Genomic DNA, 20,110 nt, shown 5'->3' with positions numbered 1-20,110 from the left:
CGTCAGCTGCCGGCGGCGTCCTCCGGGGCGCCGTCGGGCACCCTTTCCCCGGCCTCGATCCGGTAGTCCAGGCTGTTGTTCTTCACCGGCATGGGGCAGGTGCCGTACGGGGTGAAGGCGCTGGGATAGTTGATGGCGCGGTTGAAATCCAGGATCACGCTGCCATCCGGCCTGGGCCGGGCGGTGGAGACCTTGCGCCACTCATCGGTTGAGTCGCCGTTGGTTTCGTCGTGGAACGTCACCGTCAATGCCCCCAGCTTCTCCTCCTCGGCCTGCAACCGGTACTCGTGGCTGCTGCCGGGCAGCCGGAACACCAGCTCTCCGACGCTGCGGTGCACCCCGTCCACCAGCGGGTTGGCGGTGCCGATCGGGACGTCCACCGGCTCCGGGTACGGCTCGAACCGCGCCTCCACCGCCAGGCCCGGCCGGTAGCCGAAGGTGGGGACGCCGCTGAAGCCGGTGAATACCGGGGACCTGGAGTCCCGGGTCCGGATGGCGTACTTTCCGCCGCGCATGGCCAGTTCCACCCGCACCCGGGTCCCGTCCGAGCCGCCGAACTGCACCCAGATCAATGACTCCTCGTCGGCCAGGACCGCGCTGATGGTCCCGTCCACCGGCTCCCCTGTCTCTACCAGGGTCAGGCCGTCCGACGCCGCCGCGGTGAGGAACGCCGTCGTGCCGTCCGTCCACCAGAGGCCCGGCACCAGTTCAAGGGTGGACGCCTCCTGCGCGAGCCACTGGAACGACGTCAGGGTCAGCCAGCCGTACTCGGTGGCCAGGGCGGCGTCGCGGTTGGCGCGGAACCGCCGCCAACGGGCCAGCTGCGGGTCGGATGCTTGCTGCGGGTCGGCGTCCTGTGCGTCTACGGGGGTCATGGTCAGCTCCGGGGGTTTCTGCCCAACTGACTGGCAGTAGATGTCGTTTTGAGGGCCCAAAACGGCATCTATTGCGAGCTGGTTGGGCGGGGCGGGTGATTCAGGGGACGGCGACGGCGGCAGCCACCAGTTGCTCCGCGGTGGCCTTAGCGGCGGCCGCGGCGGCGGGGTCGGCGTCGAGCACCCCGCTGGCCAGGCCGCCGTCGAGGATCAGGGTAAGGCTGCGGGCGAGCACCTCCGGATCTCGGGCGCCGGCCTCTTCGGCAAGCTCCGTGATCCAGGCCAGGATGGACTGCTTGTGCGCGACGGTCCGTTCGTGCACGCGGGTGCCGGAGGGGGACTCGGCGGCGGCGTTGATGAAGGCGCAGCCTCGGTACCCGTCACGGCGGCAGGCCGTGGTGAGGGCGTCGAACAGTCCCACCAGCTGGCGGGTCGGGTCCGGGCCGGCGGCCTCGGCGGCGGCGTGCAGCTGACCGGACCAGACGCCGTCCACGTGCTCCAGGTAGGCCAGGATCAGGTCGTCCTTGGCCGGGAAGTACTTGTAGAACGTGGCCTTGGCGACGCCCGATTCGGCGATGATCGTGTCGATTCCTGCGGCCCGCAGGCCGTGGGCGTAGAACAACCGGAAGGCCGTGGCCAGGATCCTCTCCCGCGCCTGGCCGGCGGGCGTGCGGACCGCCTGCGGGGCGGCCGGGGCGGGCGCTGCTGCTGGACTCATGCCCTCCATGCTACAGACCGGTCTGTCTGCGCGCCCTTGTGCGTAGACAGATCTGTCTGATAGCGTCCCGGCAAGAGGTAGACAAGCCTGTCTGCATAGAGCCCCCATCCCCAGTGAGGTCACCATGAACATCGCAGTCTTCGGCACCGGACCGTCGGCCCCGCCGTCGCCGCCGCCCTCGTCGCGCTCGGCCACGACGTCGTCATCGGCACCCGCGACCCGGAAGCCACCCTGGCCCGCACCGAGGCCGGCCCCATGGGCGGCGTCCCCTTCGCCCAGTGGCACGCCGAGCACCCCGGCATCCGGCTGACCACCTTCGCCGACGCCGCCGCCGGGGCGGACCTGATCGTCAACGCCACCAACGGCTCCGGCTCCCTCCCCGCCCTCACCGCGGCCGGCGAGGAGAACCTGGCCGGCAAGGTCATCATGGACATCGCCAACCCGCTGGACTTCTCCCAGGGCTTCCCGCCCTCGCTGGACCCGGTCAACACGGACAGCCTCGGCGAGCAGCTGCAGCGCGCCTTCCCGGCGGCCCGGGTGGTCAAGACGCTGAACACCATGAACGCCTCCGTCATGGTGGACCCCGGCAGCGTGGCAGGCGGCGACCACTCCGTGTTCGTCTCCGGCAACGACGCCGACGCGAAGGCCAAGGTGTCCGGCCTGCTCGCAGACCTGGGCCACCGCGACATCATCGACCTCGGCGACATCACCACCGCCCGCGGCACCGAGATGCTGCTGCCGGTCTGGTTGCGCCTCTGGGGCGCGCTGGGCAACGCGGACTTCAACTTCAAGATCGCGCGCTAGGGCGGCTCGCGGGGAGGCGGGGTCTCCGGAGTGAGGTCCGGGGCCAAAGGTCCCGGGCCTTGAAGCGGCCCGGGTGGAACACTGGGTCCATCTGGCGGCCCGGCACTCCCCGGCCCGCCTCAGGCGGCCGAAGTCCCCGTGCTGCGGTCGTTCCGCCCGCCACCCGAGGAGCCGTTATGAACCCGATGGATTCCGTCGTCGCCGCCATCGAACGCCTCGACGGGCTGGACGGGCCGGCGTCGGCCCTGGCCGGCCTGGTCGGCAAGGCGGTGCAACCCCGCGCCGTCCGCAACCTGCTCAGCGGCACCGTCCTAGGCCACCCGCTACACCCACTGCTCACGGATATCCCGATCGGTGCGTGGACCATGGCCTCCGTCCTGGACGCCGTGGGTGGCAGGGAGATGGAACCGGCCGCGGACCTGCTGGTGACCGTGGGGATCGCCGCAGCCGTTCCGACGGCGGCGGCCGGCCTCAACGACTGGTCGGACACAGCCGGAAAACCGCGCCGGGTGGGGCTGGTCCACGCCGCGGTGAACACGGTGGCCCTGGGCCTCTATGCCTGCTCCAGCGCCGCCCGCTTCCGGGGCAACCGCGGCGCGGGGACGGCTCTGGGCCTGGCGGGGCTGGGAGTCCTGACCTTCGGCGGATTCCTCGGCGGCCACCTGAGCTTCGCCAATGCGGTCAACGTCAACAGGACCGCGGACCGGACCGGCCCCTCGAAGTGGACTCCGGTGCTCGACGACGCCGAACTCCCCGAGGGAGGGTCGCGCAAGGTCGAGGCGGGCAAGGTCACCGTCCTCCTGTACCGGACCGGCGGGGCGATCCTGGCCATCGACAGCGTCTGCAGCCACGCGGGCGGCCCGCTGGAGAAGGGGACAATCGACGACGGGTGCGTGGTCTGCCCCTGGCATGGAAGCACGTTCCGGTTGGCGGATGGCGACGTGGTCCGCGGGCCGGCCACACGGCCGCAGCCGGCCTATGAAACCCGGGTCAACGAGGGGCGGATCGAAGTCCGGCGCCGGACGGCCTGACCGCCGTCGGGCCCGGAACGGGTGACCGCCGCAGGCCCGGCGTCATGCCCGGAGCCGGCCCCCGCCGTCGTGCCCGTCCGGCCCAGCCACCGGGACGGATTCCCAGCGTGGCGCGTGAGGCGGGTAACATCCCAGAGGTAACCCGGCTCACAGTATCCAGCGCAGTGTACGAGCCACCTCGAATCTCGAAAGATGCTTCCATGGCTGACACTGCACTGACCTCCGGCCTCGAGCTGGCCGACGACCTCGCCGCCGAGCTGCGCGCCGATGTCCGCCGGGTGTCCACGCTCCTGGGCGAATCCCTGGTCCGCCAGCACGGCCCCGAACTCCTCGACCTCGTGGAGCAGGTGCGGCTGCTGACCAAGGAATCGAAGGAAGCCGCCCGGGGCGGCGCGGACGCCACCGGGCCCTGGAGCTCGTACGACGTCGTCGCCCAGGTCCGCGAACTCCTCGGCTCCCTGCCGCTGGACCAGGCCACGGACCTGGTCCGCGCCTTCGCCTTTTACTTCCACCTGGTCAACGCCGCCGAGCAGGTCCACCGCGTCCGCGGACTGCGGAACCGCCAGGAAAAGGACGGATGGCTGGCCAAGGCGATCGCCGAGATCGCCGAGAAGGCCGGTACCGGCGTGCTGCAGGACGTGGTCAACGCCCTGGACCTCCGGCCGATCTTCACCGCCCATCCCACCGAGGCCTCCCGCCGCTCGGTGCTGGACAAGGTCCGGCGGCTCTCGGACATCCTGGCCGAACCCACCGCCGAGGGCACCGCGGCCCGCCGCCGGCAGGACCGGCAGCTGGCCGAGGTGATCGACCAGATGTGGCAGACCGACGAGCTCCGCCAGGTCCGGCCCACCCCGGTGGACGAGGCACGGAACGCGATCTACTACCTGACCGGCATCCTGACGGATGCGATGCCGGAGATGATGTCCGACTTCGCCGACCTGCTGGCCGAGCACGGCGTGACCCTGCCGGTGGGCACGGCGCCGGTCCGCTTCGGCTCCTGGATCGGCGGCGACCGGGACGGCAACCCCAACGTCACCGCCGCCGTCACCCGCGAGATCCTGCAGATCCAGAACCAGCACGCCGTCCGGATCTGCATCGAACTGATCGACGGGCTGATCTCGATGCTCTCGAACTCCACCGCCCTGGCCGGCGCCGACCAGGCGCTGCTGGACTCGATCGACGTGGACCTCAAGAACCTGCCCGGCCTGGACCGGCGCGTGCTGGAGCTGAACGCCCAGGAGCCCTACCGGCTCAAGCTCACCTGCATCAAGGCCAAGCTGCTGAACACCCGCCGCCGCGTGGCCGCCGGGTCCACACACGAACCCGGCCGTGACTACGCCGCCACCGCGGAACTGCTGGCCGAGCTGGAGCTGCTGGACACCTCGCTACGCAACCACCAGGGCGCACTCGCTGCCGACGGCGCCCTGGCCCGGGTCCGGCGCGCGGCGGCCTCCTTCGGCTTGCACCTGGCCACCCTCGACATCCGCGAACACGCCGACCACCACCACGACGCCGTCGGCCAGCTGATGGACCGGCTGGGCGGACCGGGCGTGCGCTACGCCGAGCTGAGCCGGGCCCAGCGGCTCGAAGTGCTCGGCGCAGAGCTGGCCTCCCGCCGGCCGCTCTCCGGCCACCCGATCAAGCTCGACGGCGCCGCGGACGGCACCTACGACGTCTTCCGCGAAATCCGGCGCGGGCTGCGCACCTTCGGCCCCGACGTCGTCGAAACCTACATCATCTCCATGACCCGCGGCGCCGACGACGTCCTCGCCGCGGCCGTCCTCGCCCGCGAGGCCGGCCTGGTGAGCCTGTTCGGCGAGGCGCCCTACGCCAAGCTGGGCTTCGCGCCGCTGCTGGAAACCGTCGAGGAGCTCCGCGCCTCCGCCGAGATCGTCGACGCGCTGCTCTCCAACTCCTCCTACCGGGAACTGGTCCGGCTCCGCGGCGACGTGCAGGAAATCATGCTCGGCTACTCGGACTCCAACAAGGAATCCGGCGTCATCACCAGCCAGTGGGAAATCCACAAGACCCAGAGCAAACTGCGCGACGTCGCCGCCAAGCACGGCGTCCGGGTGCGGCTCTTCCACGGCCGCGGCGGGTCCGTGGGCCGCGGCGGCGGACCCACCTACGACGCGATCCTGGCGCAGCCTAACGGCGTGCTCGACGGCGAGATCAAGTTCACCGAGCAGGGCGAGGTCATTGCGGACAAGTACTCGCTGCCCGAGCTGGCCCGGGAGAACCTCGAACTCTCCCTGGCCGCCGTGCTGCAGGGATCCGCGCTGCACCGGGCGCCGCGCACCACCAAGGACCAGCGCGATCGCTACGGCCACGTCATGGACACCGTCTCCGACGCCGCGTTCGCCCGCTACCGCAGCCTGATCGACGACCCGGACCTGCCGGCCTACTTCGTGGCCTCCACCCCGGTGGAGCAGCTCGGTTCGCTGAACATCGGCTCGCGGCCGTCCAAGCGCCCCGATTCCGGCGCCGGGCTGGAGGGGCTGCGGGCCATCCCGTGGGTGTTCGGCTGGACCCAGTCGCGGCAGATCGTGCCCGGCTGGTTCGGCGTCGGCTCCGGACTGAAGGCCGCCCGCGAAGCCGGCCACACCGAGCAGCTGGCCGTGATGATGGAACACTGGCACTTCTTCCGTTCCGTGCTCTCCAACGTGGAAATGACGCTGGCCAAGACGGACATGGACATCGCCGGCTACTACGTCTCCACCCTGGTCCCGGAGGAACTGCACCGGATCTTCCACTCCATCCGGGCCGAGTTCGACCTCACCGTGGCCGAGGTCAGGGCCCTCACGGGGGAGAACCTGCTGCTGGACGCCCAGCCCGGGCTCAAGCGCTCTCTGGAGATCAGGGACCAGTACCTGGACCCGATCAGCTACCTGCAGGTGGAGCTACTGCGCCGCATCCGGGCCGCGGGGTCCGGGTCCTCCGACGCCGAGATGACCGGCGGGGAGATCGACGAGCGGCTGCAACGGGCCATGCTGATCACCGTCAACGGCGTCGCCGCGGGCCTGCGCAACACGGGATAAAGCGCGCCGGGTGAGCGGGTGCTACCGGGGAACTGTCGGGTCCGAGGGAGCGTCAGGCCGGCCGATAGGCTGGGAGCATGCCCTCGTTCCAGACCAGACTGAAGATCACCGGCCTTCGGCCGGGTAACCCGCCGGAGGCCGTGATGGATGCGGCGGTGGAAGCCCTGGGCACGCGCCACCACGTGGAGGCCCACCAGCTGGAGCTGGCAGGCGGTGTCCCGCAGCTGAACCTGCGGTTCCTGGTGGAGGCCCCCGCCTACGCGGCGGAGAACAGCCAGGCGCTGGAGGCGGCCGCCATGATGCGCGACGCCGTCGAACGCGTGGCGCTCACGGGGAACCTCACGGTGCTGCGGCGCAACCGCGGCCGCTGGGCGCCGGTTTAGGCTCTAGAAGTCCAGCTCGACGTCGGGGTCCGTCTCCGCGTCCCCGTTGTTGCCCGGGCCGGCGCCGCGTTCCACCACGGGGGAGCGGCTGCCGCGGCGGCGCGTGACCACCAGCCCGACGACGGCGCCGATTACCAGGCCCAGCGCGACGCCGATCAGGGAGCTCGCCCAGAACGGCAGCTTCGTGGCCGAGCCGGTGGCGTAGCCAAGGCCCACCGACCAGACCGCCCACAGCGTTCCGCCCAGGGCCGCGCAGAAACTGAACCCGCGGGTGGAGACGTTCGCGATCCCGGCCGCGGCCGTCGTCGCCAGCCGGCCGCCGGGGATGAAGCGGATGCCGATGATGCCGCCGTAGGTGGACGAGCGACCCGCCTTGGCGATCGCCTGGTGGATGCCGCTGTGGAACTTCCGGCCCCAGCTCCAGCGGTCCAGGACGTGGCTGAGCCGGCGTTTGAAGAGTTGGAAGACCAGCAGGTCGCCCAGCCAGGAGGCGACGGCGGCCAGCAGGATGATCAGGAAGACGTTGGCGCGGCCGTCGGCGCAGAGGGCACCGCCGGTGATGATCAGCATCTCGGACGGGACCGGAGGGAAGATGGCGTCGCCGACCACCACGGGGACGATCCAGAAGTAGATCGCCGAACCCCAGGTATCAGCATTGGCCAGGTCCATGGCCACAAGTTACCGCATCCGGGGCGGTTAGTCGGCGCGGGCCTCGGAGAGAGTCAGCCGGCTGCGGTATTCGACGGGCTTTCCGGAGACCGGGTCCACGAAGCGGATGCCGCGGGCCAGCAGCTGCAGCGGCTTGGAGTAGTCGTCCGGGGTCTTGTCCAGCAGGTCCGGGTAGAACGCGTCGTTGACGATCCCGAGTCCAAGGGAGGCCATGTGCACCCGCAGCTGGTGGGTCTTGCCCGAGTGCGGCTCTAAGCGGTACAGGGCGCGGCGGGGGCTGGCGTCCCGGCGTGCGCCGCCGTCGTCGGTGCGGTTGGGGGTGCCGTCGTTGGGGCCGCCGTCGTCATGCGCCGCCGCGAAGGTACGGAGCCGCTCGATCCGGGTCTCCGTGTTCGGCTCACCCTCGATCACCTCGGCCAGCAGGTAGCTGCGCGACTTGGTCATCCGGTTGCGCACCACCACGGGGAAGTCGACGGCGGGGTGGCCGGGGGCGGGCTCCGCGGCGGAGACGCACTCGTATTCCTTCTGGACCTGGCGCTTCTCGAACAGGACCTGGTACTTCCCGCGGGTCTCCGGGTTGGTCGAGAGCAGCAGGATTCCGGCGGTCATCCGGTCCAGCCGGTGCATCGGGATCAGGTCCGGCAGCTGCAGTTGGTTCCGCAGCCGGACCAGGGCTGACTCCTGGATGTAGGTCCCGCCGGGGGTGGTGGGCAGGAAGTGCGGCTTGTCGACCACCAGCAGGTGCTCGTCCTGGTGCAGGATGTTCAGCTCCACCGGCATCCGGGTTTCCGGTGGCAGGGTGCGGTAGTACCAAATGAACGTGTGGTGCCGCAGCGGGGTTGTGCGGTCCAGCGGGATCCCGCCCTCGCCGACGATCTCGCCGGCGTCGAACCGGTCCGCGATGCCTTGCGGGTCGATGTGGCCCCAGCGGTGCATCATGTAGTCCATCGCGGTCTCCCACGGGCCCTCCTCCGGCAGCCGCAGGCGGGTCGCATTCACGCCGTCGCGCACGGGGAGGGGGGATTGCATCACCGGTCCATTCTACGCGGCGGGGTTCCGCGGGCCTCCGGCGTCGTCCGCCTCCCTGCCGGTTCAGCCAATTCGACGGTTCCCCGCCGGCTCGACGTTCCTGCCCTGTGTGTCAGGCTGTTGTGTGACAGGTTTCCTGTCGTTCACGGTCGGGCGTTCGGGGCGGGGAAAGGTCCGTAATGGATTTTGTGATCCCTTCGCGTGTGTCTAACCGGAGCCACTTCACTCTCGCGCAGAAACACGCGATTCTCGAGGAGTACGACAAGTGCCTTGAACGCGGTTCCAGGACCGCGTTCAGCAGGGCGGTCGGCATCACCGATGGAACTCTTCGGCTCTGGGTCCGGCAGCGTGAGGCCGGGGAGTTGAGGTCCAATGCCGCGCCAGGAAGTGAGGACCAGCGCTTGAATGCCGGAGATAAGCAACAGCTCAAACGGGTCTTGAGAGAGAACGAGATCCTTAAAGCCAAACTGGCCCGGTCCGAGGCCGCGGTGGACATTCTGGGAAAAGCTTCCGCGCTCTTGGACGCGATGGCCAGGAGCGCGGCGGCAACGGACCCGCACCTTCCGGACCCGGACCCGGGCCGGCCCGAATGGTTGATCCCAAAGTCTGGAAAGGAATCGCCCTGACCTTTGCCGGGCACCTGGTCTCGGCCGGCTGGTCAGCGGTGAGGACCTGCGCCCTGCTCGGTCTTCACCGCACCACCTGGTACCGGCATCTGAACCCCGCTCCTCCCGCCGGAGTCACCCTCCCGCATAAGGGCCGGGCCTACCCGAACCGGATCAGCACGGCTGAGGCTAAGGAATTCATGGAACGGCTCAACTCCGAGGACTACGGGAACCTCTCGGTCACCCAGGCCTACTACCGGATGCTCGATTCCGGGCGCTGTTCCTTCTCGATCGCCTCAGCCCACCGGATCGTGGCCGCGCACGGGCAAAACGGGGACCGCCGGGTTCAACGCGGCGGCACCGGCTCCCGGCAACGGGTCAAACCTGTCCTGAACGCGGACGCCCCGAACCAGCTCTGGAGCTGGGACATCACGATGCTCCACGGGCCCGGGAGACACACCTACCGGCTCTACACCATCATGGATGTCTACTCCCGCAAGGTCGTCGGGCACCGGGTTGAACACACCGAAACAGCCGCCCTCGCCGCCGCCCTGATCCGGGACGCCGTCACCGGAAACCACCACAGCCCCACGGTCCTGCACGCCGATAACGGGGCCCCGATGCGGGCCGGCACAACCCTGGACCTGGCCCGGGCACTGGGCATCGAGCTCTCCTACTCCCGGCCCCGGGTCTCCGATGACAACCCGTACTCGGAGTCCCTGTTCAAGACCGTCAAATATGACCTCGACTTCCCCCGCCGGTTCCAGGACCTGGACCACGCCCGGGACCACATGGCCGCGTTCTTCACCGACTACAACACCAACCACCGCCACAGCGGACTGAACTACTACACCCCCGACACCGTCCACCACGGCCGGATCGAGCAGGCACGCAGCCAACGCCAAGCCACCCTCGACGCCTCCTACAACCGCAACCCGCACCGATACCACCGCAAACCCACCGCACCCGGAGCCCCACCCCCAGCCGGCATCAACCACAAACAAACCACCCAGCTGTCACAAACAGCTTGATACATACCGCCTGACCGTCTTTCCGGCAGGGAACCGTCGAGGCGGACCGACGACAAAATATTCCTTGACAAATAAATCTGTCGGTGACGAAACTTGAACCATGCAAGCCATTGAGGTGATCGAGGATGCGGCGGCCGCGGAGGCCACCCTGGATCCCATCCGCACCCGGATCCTGCGCGAGCTGGCGGACCCGGGCTCCGCGACGCAGCTCGCCGCCAGGCTGGGGCTGCCCCGGCAGAAGGTGAATTACCACCTGCGGACCCTGGAGCAGCACGGCCTGGTGGAGCTGGTGGAGGAGCGGCGGCGCGGCAACGTCACCGAGCGCATCCTTCGGGCGACGGCGTCGTCGTACCTGATCTCACCGGCCGCCTTGGCCTCCGTCGCCCCGGACCCGCGCCGCTTCTCGGACCGGTTCTCGGCCTTTTGGCTGCTGGCGCTGGCCGGCCGGCTGGTCCAGGAAGTGGGCCGGCTGATCGCCGGGGCCGCGGCCGCCCGGCAGGAGCTGGCCACCTTCGCGATCGACGGCGACATCACCTTCAGCTCCGCGGCGGACCGGGCAGCCTTCGCCGAGGAACTCGGCGACGCCGTGACCCGGCTGGTCGACAAGTACCACGACGGCGGTCCCGGACAGCAGGTGCCCTCCCGGCCCGCGGGTCGCCCCCACCGGCTCGTCGTCGCCCTCCACCCCGCATTGAAGACCCCATCCCCAACCCCCACAGCCAAGGACTAGGACCATGACCGACAACCGTGAATTCGAGATCGTTTACGACACCGAGCTGCCGGGCACACCGGAACGCGTCTGGGAGGCCGTCACCGCCGGCACGCCGGCCTGGATGTTCCCCACGGACCAGTGGCCGGCAGTGAAGACGGTGGAGGAGTACCCCTCGCACCTGGTCTCCCGCATGGAGGGCCCGGACGGCTGGTTCAACCAGCTGGAGCACGTGCTGGAACCGCTCGAGGGCGGCCGCGCCCGGCTGCACTACGTCCACAGCGGGATCTTCGCGGACAACTGGGACCAGCAGTACGACGGAGCGAGCAAGCACACGGCGTTCTACCTTCACTCGCTTGGCCAGTACCTGAAGCACTTCGACGGCAGGCCCGTCGTCTTCACGGACATCCAGGCCCCCGCCGCGTCGCAGACCCCGGACGGTTTCGACCGGCTCAAGGAGGCGCTCGGTGTCGCCGGCTCCGCCCAGGGCGACACCGTGGAGCGTGAGCTCGACGGCGTGGGGCGCCTCGCGGGCGAGGTGGACTTTGTGAACGAGAACTTCCTCGGCCTCCGCACCGCGGACGCCATGTACCGGTTCTTCGGGCGCAACGCCTTCGGCGCGTCGGTCGGCATGACGGTGCACGACTTCAGCGGCCACGGCGATTCAGAAGAAACGGCCCGGGCCTGGGCCAACTTCTTCGGGAAGGTATACGCCTAGGACCCACCTTCCATCGCTTCGACGATTCCCTGCCGGATGGACGTTGCTGAGCGTCGAATCTGCGGGGAACCGTCGAAACGGGCGGGAGCGGATGTCGAAACGGGCGGGGGCGGTTGTCGGAGCGGGCGCGTCAGGCGATGGCGGCTGAGGGTCCGGGGGCGACTGGCCGGCGCAGTTGCGGGGACCGGTCCAGCCGGTCCTTGGCCTCGCGCAGGGCGAGGACCGCGGTCTCCAGTTGCTCCGGCGGCAGAGTGAACGGCAGGCGGAGGAACTGGTCGAAGGCCCCGCCGACGCCGAAGCGCGGCCCGGCGGCCAGGCGGAGGCCGACGTCGGGCGCCACCACGGCGAGGCCGGTGCTGACCGGGGCCGGCAGCCGGCACCAGACGGACAGTCCGCCGACTGGCCGCTCCGCCCGCCAATCGGGGAGGTGCCGGGCGATCAGGTCCAGCAGGACGTCCCGGTTGGTGCGCAGCGACTCCAGGCGCGCCGGGAGCGGCTCGTTCAGGTCGCGGACTAGGTGCGCGGCGGCCAGTTGCTCGACCACCGGGCCGCCCAGGTCCAGGACGGTCCGGGCCGCGGCGAACCGCTGTATCAACGGCTCGGCCGCGCGGATCCAGCCCACCCGGAGGCCCGCCCAGTGCGACTTGCTGAGCGAGCCGATGGTCACCACAGAGGGGCTGAACGCCGCCATGGGCGTGGAGGGCAGGCCGTCGAGGTTCAGTTCCCGGAGCGTCTCGTCCGCCACCAGCACCGTCCCCGAGGCTGCTGCCGCGGCGGCGAGCCGGCGCCGCTGCGCATCCGGCATCAGGCGGCCGGTGGGGTTGTGGAAGTCCGGGACCACATAGGCCATCGCAGGCCGCTGCTGGAGCAGCGCCGCTTCCATCGCCTCGAGATCCCAACCCGGGTTGCCTGATGTGGCATCGGGCCCGGCATCGTGCCCGCTTGAAGTGCCCGGACCGCCGGAACTGCCCGGACCGCCCGATTCTCCCGACCCGGCTGCGTCCCCGGCCGCGACAGGCATCGCCACCGGAACTGCCCGGCACCCGGCGGCGCGGATGGCGTCGAGGGCATTCGGGTAGCTGGGGTGCTCCACCAGCACCTTCCCGGACCGGCCCGCGAGGGTGCGCAGCACAATGGTCAGCGCATGCTGCGCCCCGGACGTCACCAGCACCTGGTCCGCCGTCGTCGGCACCCCCGCGGCGGTGTAGCGGTCCGCGATCGCCTCGCGCAGCGGCGCCACGCCGAGCGCGTCGTAGCCAAATCCCGGCAGCAGGGCCGGCAGTTCGGTGAGCGCGGCGGCGAAGGCACGGTGCACCACCTCGCCGCTGGCCGGAAGCGAGGCGTACGCCAGGTCCAGGACCCCCTCCGGCGCGGCGAGCCCGGGCGCACCGCTCAGCCTGCGGCCGGTCTCCAGCGGGTGCGCGCCCCGGGCGGGAATCCGGCTCCGGCTGCGGCTGCCCTGGCCACCGCTGAGGTAGCCCTGCTCGCGGAGCAGCGCATACGCGGCCGTCACGGTGGTCCGGCTGACGCCAAGGGTCCCGGCCAGGGACCGCTCGCTGGGCAGTGCGACGTCCAGCCCGATCCGCCCGTCGAGGATGAGCAGGCGGACGACGTCGGCCAGCTCGCGGTAGGCGGGGGAGGCCCCGGCGTTCCAGCTTCCCAGCAACCGGCCGAGGGATGCGGGGGTCAGCGATCCTGTCATAGGGCCAGTATTTCAAACTGGATATGGAATTCAAGGCCAGTTTGCGACAGGATGGGTCCATGATGACGCGCAGACTTACCCAGCTCCTGATTGGCCTCGTTCTCTATGGCATCTCCCTCGCCATGGTGATCCGCGCCAGCCTGGGCACCGCGCCGTGGGACGTGCTCCACCAAGGCCTGGCCGGGAAGACAGGGCTCAGCCTGGGCACCGTGGTCGTCATCGTCAGTTTCGTGGTGCTGCTGCTCTGGATCCCCCTGAAGCAGTGGCCCGGGATCGGCACCCTGGGCAACGCCGTGCTGGTGGGGGTCTTCGCCGACATCGGCCTGGCCGTCATCCCGAAGTTCTCGCACCTGGGCGGCCAGGCCGCGCTCCTGGTCGCCGCCGTCCTGCTGAACGGGCTGGCCTCGGCCCTCTACATCGGGGCCGGGCTAGGCCCCGGCGCGCGCGACGGACTGATGACCGGACTCGCACGGCGCACCGGCTGGCCCGTCCGTGGGGCCCGCACCGGAATCGAGGTGGTGGTCCTTGGGGGTGGCTGGCTGCTGGGCGGGTCGGTGGGGCTCGGAACGGTGCTCTACGCGCTGGCCATCGGACCCCTGGTGCAGCTGATGCTGCCCCGGTTCACCATCGCCGACCCTAAGAAGGGCGCGCCCGAAACGCATGGCGCCGCTGGTGGGCCGGCGTCCCAAGCAACGGCCGACGCGGCGGCAGCGCCGCACGACGCCGGTCACGCCGTCGCGGTCGAAGGCACCGCCGAGGGCGCCGCAGACCTGGCCCGGACCGACCCGGAGGAAGCCGTCGCCGGCACCACTGCGCCGGCGTCCTAACCGTCCTCAGCTCCGTCCGCCCGGCTCAGGTCCCCTCGGGAGGCGGCTGGCAGGTCGGGCAGAAGTAGATGTCCCGCTCCTCGGTCCCGGTGGCCTTGGCCAGGACGCCCCTGCGGATCGGGGTCCGGCACTTCAGGCACGGCTGCCGTTCCCGGCCGTAAACCCAGTACGGTGGCCGTCCTTCGCTGCGGCCCACCGGCATGCCGCGGGCGTTCAGGATGGTGACCCGCCGGCCGGGACCGAGGTTCGCGCCCAGCATGACCTTCGCGTCCATGATCATGGCCGTCAGGTCCGGGACGGCGGAGACGGGCGCGGCGGGATGCACCTTGGACAGGAAGCACGCCTCGCACCGGTAGATGTTGCCGATCCCCGCCAGGTTGCGCTGGTCCAGGAGGGCGACGCCTATCGGCACCTCCGGGGCCGCGAGCAGCCGCTTCTCGGCCTCCGCCAGGTCCCAGTCGGGGCCGAGCAGGTCAGGGCCGAGGTGCCCGACGACGCTGTCTTCCTCCGCCGTCGGCACCACCTCCAGGACGCCGAGGGAGAATCCGACCGCGTCCGCGGTGGCGGTGCGGAGCACGCACCGGGCGGTGAACCCGGGTTTCCGCCAGCGTCCGCCCGGCGGGTAGACCTGCCAGGTGCCCTCCATCTTCAGGTGTGAATGGATGGTCAGCCGGTCCTGTGGGCGCGGCCCGGCCACCCGCATCAGCAGGTGCTTGCCGCGAGGGACCACCTCCTCCACGGTCCAGCCGCCGAGCTTGAGGGTGGCGAAGCGGGGCACCCTGAAGTCGGTGGCCAGCAGTTCCTTGCCGGCCAGGGCGGCGTGCAGCTGGGCGGCGGCACGGAAAACGGAATCTCCCTCAGGCACGGATTCTCAGTCCCTTCGGGGTGGAGTAGGCGCCGGCCTGCGCCAGGGCGGCCGCTACCGGGGTGTCCAGGATGCCATGGCCGTTGACCTTTTCCATGATCAGTTTGTCGACGGCGCCTCGCTTCACCACGCCCACCAGGGCAGCCCCGGCGGCGGCCAGCACCGCGGGATCGGCGCTGAACGCGAGCAGTGTCTTCCCGCCGCGTTCGACGTAGAGAACCAGGGCACCGTCGACCAGGACCACCAACGCCCCCGCCTTCCGCCCGGGCCGGTGCCCGGTCCCGGCCTCGAGGTCCTGCGCCGGCCAGGCCAGGGCGGCGCCGTAGGGGTTGGCCGGGTCCGTCGCCGCCAGGGCCAGGGCCACCGGCTCGGCCTTGTGCACCTCGGCGTCCTCGACATAGGAACGCAGCCGGTCCACCGTGGCCGGGACCGCGAACTGCGCGGCGCCCAGCTGTTCGATGAAGTAGCCGCGGCGGCAGCGGCCAGCCTCCTCCAGCCGGGCCAGCACCTTGTACATCAGGCCGAAGCCGCCCAGGATGTTCTCGGCCATGACCGAGCCGCGCGTGACCACGCCGTAGCGGTCCAGCAGCAGCTCGGCGGTGGCGCGGGCGTGGATCGTGGCGTCCAGCTCGGGTTCCGGCAGCGCCGACCATCGGCCGGCTGCCAACGGCGGCGTCGGGGTCGCCGCCGACGCGGACCCGTACCTGCCGCCCGTCAGGCCCGGGGAGCCGAGCAGCCCGGAGCCGTGCGAGCGGCCCAGCCGATTGAGCCGCGGGGCGCGGGCCCGGGGCGCGCGGCTGACCTGCCGGTGCGCGGTATGGCCGCCAGCGATCAGGGCCCGGACCGGCGCGAAGGTGTCGCCCGTGATCCGGCCCGCCCAGGCCAGATCCCAGAGGGCCGAGACCACGTCCTTGTCGCTAAGGACACTGTCCATCCCGCCGGCGATCTCGGTCAGCTGCCGGAAGAAGTAGCCGCCGCCGTTGGTCCGCAGGTGGTCGAGCAGCCGCTGCTGGGCGTCCCCTGGTTCAAAGTCGGGTGCCGGGTTGAGGGTCAGGTCGGCGGAGTCCGCCAGGTGCAGGCTGACCCAGCCGTCGTTGCCGGGCAGCGATCCGGCGCCGGACCAGAGCACCTCGCCCGCGGCCATGAGCTCGTCCAGCATGGCGGGCTGGTAGTTCGAGACCCGGCTGGCCAGGACCAGGGGTTCCCAGGCCGAGGCCGGTATCGGCACGCCGGAGAGCTGGTCGATGGCGGTGATGATGCCGTCCAGGCCGCGCAGCGCCGACTGCCCGCGGCTGCCGGGGACGCGGACGTTCTGCCACGCGGGGAGGAACCGGCCGTAGGCGGACGGGTCCACGGGCTCCACCTCGGCGCGCAGCGCGGCGAGCGACCGCCGCCGCAGTTTCCGCAGCACCTCGGCGTCGCACCATTCACTGGTTCCCGCCAGGGACACCGTCTCCGCCGTCTGGCCGGCGTCGTCGGAGGAGCCGGCCGGCGGGGCGTCGGGTGCGGTGACGTGCGGACGGAACTCGCCCTCGACCACACGGCCGTCGGCTCCCAGCCGCTTCAGCGCGGTGCCGACGACGGCGACGCCAAGCCCCAGCCGGGCCGCGGCCTCCGCCGCGGTGAAGGGTCCGTGGGTGCGGGCGTAACGGGAGACCAGGTCGCCCAGCGGGTCCGCGACGGGTTCGATGAAGGCCAGCGGCACGCCCATGGGCAGCGGCACCCCGAGGGCGTCCCGGAGCCGGGCGGCGTCCTCGACGGCGGCGAACTTTTCCGTCCCGCCGATGTTGACCTTGATGGCGCGGTTGGCCCGCTGCAGCGCGGCCAGGTGCGTCGTAGCCTCGGCGGGCGTCGCGCTCGCGGCCACCGCGGGCGCCGGAGCCTCACCGGCAGCGGCCCCGCCGTCGTCGGACGCGGCCCCGCCGTCGTCCGCAGGAGCAGGCGCCGCAGAAACCTCGGCAGAAGCTTCGGCGGTCTCGGCGGTCTCCAGCCGGGCGGCCACCTCCTCGGGCGTGAGCGGGCCGAGCAGCCGGAGCAGGTCGGCCACGCCCTCCACGCCGCGCATCTGTCGGCCGGGCGCCAGGCGCTGCAGTTCGCGTTCGGTTTCGTCGATGACCTTGGCGTCGAGCAGTTCCCGCAGCTCCACCCGGCCCAGCAGCTCGTTGAGCAGGGTCGAATCGAGGGCCAGGGCGGCGGCACGTCGCTCGGCCAGCGGCGAATCGCCCTCGTAGAGGAACTGGGCGACGTAGCCGAACAACAGGGACTTCGCGAACGGCGAGGGCTGCTGGGTGGTGGTCTGCAAGATCCGGAGCTCACGCCGTTCGATCGCGGTGGCGATGTCCTTGAGCGCGGGCAGGTCGTAAACGTCCTGCAGGCACTCACGGACCGTTTCCAGCACGATCGGGAAGGTCGCGTACTTGCGGGCCACGTCCAGGAGCTGGGCCGAACGCTGCCGCTGCTGCCAGAGCGGCTGCCGCTTCCCTGGCGTCTGCCGGGGCAGCAGCAGGGCACGGGCCGCACACTCGCGGAACCGGGAGGCGAACAGGGCGCTGCCGCCCACCTCCGCCGTAACGATCTGCTCCAGTTCCTCCGGGTCGAAGAGGAACAGGTCCGCGCCGGGCGGCTCGTCGTCCATCATCGGCACGCGCAGCACGATGCCGTCGTCGGCGGCCATCGCGGAGCCGTCCATGCCGTAACGCTGGTGCAGCCGCTGCCCCACGGCCAGGGCCCAGGGCGCGTGCACGGGCATGCCGAACGGGCTGTGCAGCACCACCCGCCAGTCGCCGAGTTCGTCGTGGAACCGTTCCACCACCAGCGTGGTGTCGCTGGGGACCACCTCGGTGGCGGCCTTTTGCTCGGCCAGGTACTGGATTAGGTTGTTCGCGGCGAAGTCGTCCAGGCCGCTGGCCTTGCAGCGTTCGGTGGCGGGCCCGACGTCGGACGCGGAAAGTTCGCGGATGAACGCGCCCAGGGCGCGGCCCAGGTCCACCGGCCGGCCGAGCGAGTCGCCGCGCCAGAACGGCAGTTTGCCGGGCTGGCCGAACGCGGGGGAGACCAGGACCCGGTCGTGGGTGATGTCCTCGATTTTCCAGCTGGTGGCGCCGAGGGCGAAGACGTCGCCGACGCGGGATTCGTAGACCATCTCCTCGTCCAGCTCACCCACCCGGCGGCCACCCTTGGCGGTGGACTTGGCACCGGAGCCGCCCTCGCCGGAGGACCCTGTGCCTTCCACCTCGGTACCGATGATGTACACGCCGAACATGCCGCGGTCCGGGATGGTGCCGCCGGAGGTGACGGCCAGCCGCTGAGCTCCGGGACGGCCCTCGATGGTGCCGTTGTTGCGGTCCCAGACGATCCGGGGCCGGAGTTCCGCGAACTCGTCCGAGGGGTAGCGCCCGGCCAACAGGTCCAGGGTCGCCTCGTACGCCGAGCGGGGGAGGGACGCGAATGGCGCGGACCGGCGCACGGTGGCGAACCATTCCTCCACGTCGATCGCGCCCAGGGCGGTGGCCGCGACCGTCTGCTGGGCCAGGATGTCCAGCGGGTTGGCCGGCACGTAGAGCCGTTCGATTTTGCCGTCCAGCATGCGTTCGACCGTGATGGCGGTGTGCACTAAGTCCGCGCGGTGCTTGGGGAAGAGGACGCCCTGGGAGATCTCGCCCACCTGGTGCCCGGCACGGCCTACGCGCTGCAGGCCGCTGGCCACCGACGGCGGGGATTCCACCTGGACCACAAGGTCCACGGCGCCCATGTCGATGCCCAGTTCCAGTGAGGAGGTGGCCACCACGCAGCGCAGCCGGCCGGACTTCAGGTCGTCCTCGATCATGGCCCGCTGGTCCTTGGACACGGAGCCGTGGTGGGCGCGGGCCAGCACCGGATCCACCCCGGCCGTGCTGCCGGCCTGAGCCATCATGTGAGCGGGGGTGTTGCCGGGGCCGGACGACGCCGGGGTGCCCCGGCCGCCGCCGGCAGCGGCAGCGGCGCCGGGAGAGTCGGTGCCAGAGCCGCCGTCGTCCCAGCCGCCGCCCTCGGCCATCAGCTGCCGCTCGACGTAGATCTCGTTCAGCCGGGCCGTGAGGCGTTCGGCGAGCCGGCGGGAGTTGGCGAAGACGATGGTGGACTGGTTGGCCAGCACCAGGTCCACGATCTTTTCCTCCACATGGGGCCAGATCGAGGCGTGCGGCTGCAGCCCGGACGCCGGACCGGAGTCAAACGCCCCGGCCGCGCCCTGCAGGTCCGACATGTCCTCCACCGGGACGGAGACGGTCAGGTCCCAGGTCTTCTTCGAGGGCGGCGCCACGATTTCCACCGGCGCTGATCCGGCGAGGAACTGGGCCACCAGCTCCTTCGGCTCCACGGTGGCGGAGAGGCCGATCCGTTGCGCCGGCTTGGGCAGCAGGGCATCCAGCCGCTCCAGCGAGACGGCCAGGTGGGCTCCGCGCTTGGTCCCGGCGACGGCGTGCACCTCGTCGACGATGATGGTGTCCACCTCGTCCAGGGTCTCGCGCGCCTTGGACGTCAGCATCAGGAAGAGCGATTCCGGGGTGGTGATCAGGATGTCCGGCGGGGTGCTGAGCAGCGCCCGCCGGTCCGCGGCGGGGGTGTCGCCGGAGCGGACGCCCACGGTGGTCAGCGGCGCGGGCAGGCCGAGGCGCTTGGCCGTCTGGGTGATGCCGATCAGCGGGGCGCGGAGGTTCCGTTCGACGTCGACGCCCAGGGCCTTGAGCGGGGAGATGTAGAGGACGCGGGTCTTGCGTTTGGGGGTCTTGCGGCGGCCCTTCTTCGCAGGCTCGGCAGCGGCAGCGGCCTCGGCGGCCGGGTCAGGGCCCGCCGGAGCGGAGACGAGCAGCCGGTCCAGCGCCCAGAGGAAGGCGGCCAGGGTCTTGCCCGACCCGGTGGGGGCCACCACCAGGGCGTGCGAGCCGGAGGAGATGGCGTTCCAGGCGCCGTTCTGCGCCGGGGTGGGCGCGGAAAAGGCCCCCAGGAACCACTCCCGGGTCGGCCGGCTGAACCGGTCCATCGCGTCGGCCGCGAGCGTGGTCGCGAGCTCCTGCCCCTTCATTCCTCCATCATGCCTTACGGCACCGACAGTCTTTGGCGGGGGCC

The 20,110-nt window shown here is 70.9% G+C and carries 16 protein-coding genes; 9 read left to right on the top strand and 7 right to left on the bottom strand.

Annotation, left to right across the window (positions count from 1 at the left end; translation table 11 throughout):
* Nucleotides 1-2: 2 nt before the first annotated feature.
* Together ABC337_RS05580 and ABC337_RS05575 are read right to left on the bottom strand one after the other, a co-directional pair.
* Entirely contained in the window at nt 3-875 is an 873-nt protein-coding gene (locus ABC337_RS05580) for a DUF1684 domain-containing protein (protein ID WP_412884819.1), read from the bottom strand.
* A gap of 100 nt (nt 876-975) precedes the next feature.
* The gene (locus ABC337_RS05575; protein ID WP_412884820.1) at nt 976-1,593 is read right to left on the bottom strand and encodes a TetR/AcrR family transcriptional regulator; all 618 of its coding nucleotides are present in this window, start codon (nt 1,591-1,593) and stop codon (nt 976-978) included.
* Nucleotides 1,594-1,797: 204 nt separating this feature from the next.
* Between ABC337_RS05575 and ABC337_RS05570 the strand changes: the two genes are divergently transcribed.
* The 4 genes from ABC337_RS05570 to ABC337_RS05555 all read left to right on the top strand — a co-directional run bounded on the left by ABC337_RS05570 (nt 1,798) and on the right by ABC337_RS05555 (nt 6,849).
* A complete protein-coding gene (locus ABC337_RS05570) occupies nt 1,798-2,397 on the top strand; it encodes an NADPH-dependent F420 reductase (RefSeq protein ID WP_412884982.1) in 600 nt (199 codons plus the stop codon).
* Nucleotides 2,398-2,573: 176 nt separating this feature from the next.
* Nucleotides 2,574-3,428, top strand: a complete 855-nt coding sequence (locus ABC337_RS05565) for a Rieske (2Fe-2S) protein (RefSeq protein WP_412884821.1) — start codon at nt 2,574-2,576, stop codon at nt 3,426-3,428.
* A gap of 200 nt (nt 3,429-3,628) precedes the next feature.
* Nucleotides 3,629-6,466 carry a phosphoenolpyruvate carboxylase gene (gene ppc, locus ABC337_RS05560; protein ID WP_412884822.1) on the top strand — a complete coding sequence of 946 codons (2,838 nt, stop codon included), beginning with the start codon at nt 3,629-3,631 and terminating at the stop codon, nt 6,464-6,466.
* A 77-nt stretch (nt 6,467-6,543) separates the two neighbouring features.
* Nucleotides 6,544-6,849 (top strand): hypothetical protein, encoded by a 306-nt coding sequence (locus ABC337_RS05555; protein WP_412884823.1) that lies wholly within the window; start codon nt 6,544-6,546, stop codon nt 6,847-6,849.
* Between the two features lie 3 nt (nt 6,850-6,852).
* Here ABC337_RS05555 and ABC337_RS05550 read toward each other — a convergent pair whose 3' ends face one another.
* Together ABC337_RS05550 and ABC337_RS05545 are read right to left on the bottom strand one after the other, a co-directional pair.
* Nucleotides 6,853-7,518 (bottom strand): DedA family protein, encoded by a 666-nt coding sequence (locus tag ABC337_RS05550; RefSeq protein ID WP_412884824.1) that lies wholly within the window; start codon nt 7,516-7,518, stop codon nt 6,853-6,855.
* Nucleotides 7,519-7,545: 27 nt separating this feature from the next.
* Nucleotides 7,546-8,547 (bottom strand): pseudouridine synthase, encoded by a 1,002-nt coding sequence (locus ABC337_RS05545; RefSeq protein WP_412884983.1) that lies wholly within the window; start codon nt 8,545-8,547, stop codon nt 7,546-7,548.
* A gap of 203 nt (nt 8,548-8,750) precedes the next feature.
* On the opposite strand from ABC337_RS05545, the gene ABC337_RS05540 reads away from it, so the two are divergent.
* The 4 genes from ABC337_RS05540 (at nt 8,751) to ABC337_RS05525 (ending at nt 11,610) form a co-directional block, all read left to right on the top strand.
* On the top strand, nt 8,751-9,173 hold the full coding sequence (locus tag ABC337_RS05540; RefSeq protein ID WP_412882304.1) for a transposase: 423 nt from the start codon (nt 8,751-8,753) through the stop codon (nt 9,171-9,173).
* Nucleotides 9,137-10,183, top strand: coding sequence for an IS3 family transposase (locus ABC337_RS05535; RefSeq protein WP_412882303.1), 1,047 nt, complete (start codon nt 9,137-9,139; stop codon nt 10,181-10,183). Before ABC337_RS05540 ends, ABC337_RS05535 begins: the two co-directional genes overlap by 37 nt.
* 100 nt (nt 10,184-10,283) lie before the next feature.
* The gene (locus ABC337_RS05530; RefSeq protein WP_412884825.1) at nt 10,284-10,913 is read left to right on the top strand and encodes a helix-turn-helix domain-containing protein; all 630 of its coding nucleotides are present in this window, start codon (nt 10,284-10,286) and stop codon (nt 10,911-10,913) included.
* 4 nt (nt 10,914-10,917) lie between these two features.
* Nucleotides 10,918-11,610: an SRPBCC family protein gene (locus ABC337_RS05525; protein WP_412884826.1), complete on the top strand. Its 693-nt coding sequence runs from the start codon at nt 10,918-10,920 to the stop codon at nt 11,608-11,610.
* A gap of 130 nt (nt 11,611-11,740) precedes the next feature.
* Here ABC337_RS05525 and ABC337_RS05520 read toward each other — a convergent pair whose 3' ends face one another.
* Entirely contained in the window at nt 11,741-13,312 is a 1,572-nt protein-coding gene (locus ABC337_RS05520; RefSeq protein ID WP_412884827.1) for an aminotransferase-like domain-containing protein, read from the bottom strand.
* Between the two features lie 59 nt (nt 13,313-13,371).
* Here ABC337_RS05520 and yczE point away from each other — a divergent pair, with 59 nt between their 5' ends.
* Complete coding sequence (yczE, locus tag ABC337_RS05515; protein WP_412884828.1) at nt 13,372-14,139, top strand: membrane protein YczE; 768 nt, start codon at nt 13,372-13,374, stop codon at nt 14,137-14,139.
* Nucleotides 14,140-14,164: 25 nt separating this feature from the next.
* Here yczE and ABC337_RS05510 read toward each other — a convergent pair whose 3' ends face one another.
* Nucleotides 14,165-15,004, bottom strand: coding sequence for a DNA-formamidopyrimidine glycosylase family protein (locus tag ABC337_RS05510; RefSeq protein ID WP_412884829.1), 840 nt, complete (start codon nt 15,002-15,004; stop codon nt 14,165-14,167).
* Entirely contained in the window at nt 14,997-20,066 is a 5,070-nt protein-coding gene (locus ABC337_RS05505; RefSeq protein WP_412884830.1) for an Lhr family helicase, read from the bottom strand. The genes ABC337_RS05510 and ABC337_RS05505 overlap by 8 nt, the downstream gene beginning before the upstream one ends.
* Between the last annotated feature and the right edge of the window lie 44 nt (nt 20,067-20,110).

It is taken from the genome of Arthrobacter phoenicis (genome assembly GCF_047238215.1).
Classification (GTDB): Bacteria; Actinomycetota; Actinomycetes; order Actinomycetales; family Micrococcaceae; genus Arthrobacter.
The sequence above is the reverse complement of the archived record's forward strand: the minus strand, read 5'-3'. Positions and strand labels throughout refer to the sequence as shown.

What these genes read in the sequence shown, in the direction of transcription:
- ABC337_RS05580 (WP_412884819.1), bottom strand. Translation starts at nt 875, where the DNA reads ATGACCCCCGTAGACGCACAGGACGCCGACCCGCAGCAAGCATCCGAC.
- ABC337_RS05575 (WP_412884820.1), bottom strand. Translation starts at nt 1,593, where the DNA reads ATGAGTCCAGCAGCAGCGCCCGCCCCGGCCGCCCCGCAGGCGGTCCGC.
- ABC337_RS05565 (WP_412884821.1), top strand. Translation starts at nt 2,574, where the DNA reads ATGAACCCGATGGATTCCGTCGTCGCCGCCATCGAACGCCTCGACGGG.
- ppc (WP_412884822.1), top strand. Translation starts at nt 3,629, where the DNA reads ATGGCTGACACTGCACTGACCTCCGGCCTCGAGCTGGCCGACGACCTC.
- ABC337_RS05555 (WP_412884823.1), top strand. Translation starts at nt 6,544, where the DNA reads ATGCCCTCGTTCCAGACCAGACTGAAGATCACCGGCCTTCGGCCGGGT.
- ABC337_RS05550 (WP_412884824.1), bottom strand. Translation starts at nt 7,518, where the DNA reads ATGGACCTGGCCAATGCTGATACCTGGGGTTCGGCGATCTACTTCTGG.
- ABC337_RS05545 (WP_412884983.1), bottom strand. Translation starts at nt 8,547, where the DNA reads ATGCAATCCCCCCTCCCCGTGCGCGACGGCGTGAATGCGACCCGCCTG.
- ABC337_RS05535 (WP_412882303.1), top strand. Translation starts at nt 9,137, where the DNA reads ATGGTTGATCCCAAAGTCTGGAAAGGAATCGCCCTGACCTTTGCCGGG.
- ABC337_RS05530 (WP_412884825.1), top strand. Translation starts at nt 10,284, where the DNA reads ATGCAAGCCATTGAGGTGATCGAGGATGCGGCGGCCGCGGAGGCCACC.
- ABC337_RS05525 (WP_412884826.1), top strand. Translation starts at nt 10,918, where the DNA reads ATGACCGACAACCGTGAATTCGAGATCGTTTACGACACCGAGCTGCCG.
- ABC337_RS05520 (WP_412884827.1), bottom strand. Translation starts at nt 13,312, where the DNA reads ATGACAGGATCGCTGACCCCCGCATCCCTCGGCCGGTTGCTGGGAAGC.
- yczE (WP_412884828.1), top strand. Translation starts at nt 13,372, where the DNA reads ATGATGACGCGCAGACTTACCCAGCTCCTGATTGGCCTCGTTCTCTAT.
- ABC337_RS05505 (WP_412884830.1), bottom strand. Translation starts at nt 20,066, where the DNA reads ATGAAGGGGCAGGAGCTCGCGACCACGCTCGCGGCCGACGCGATGGAC.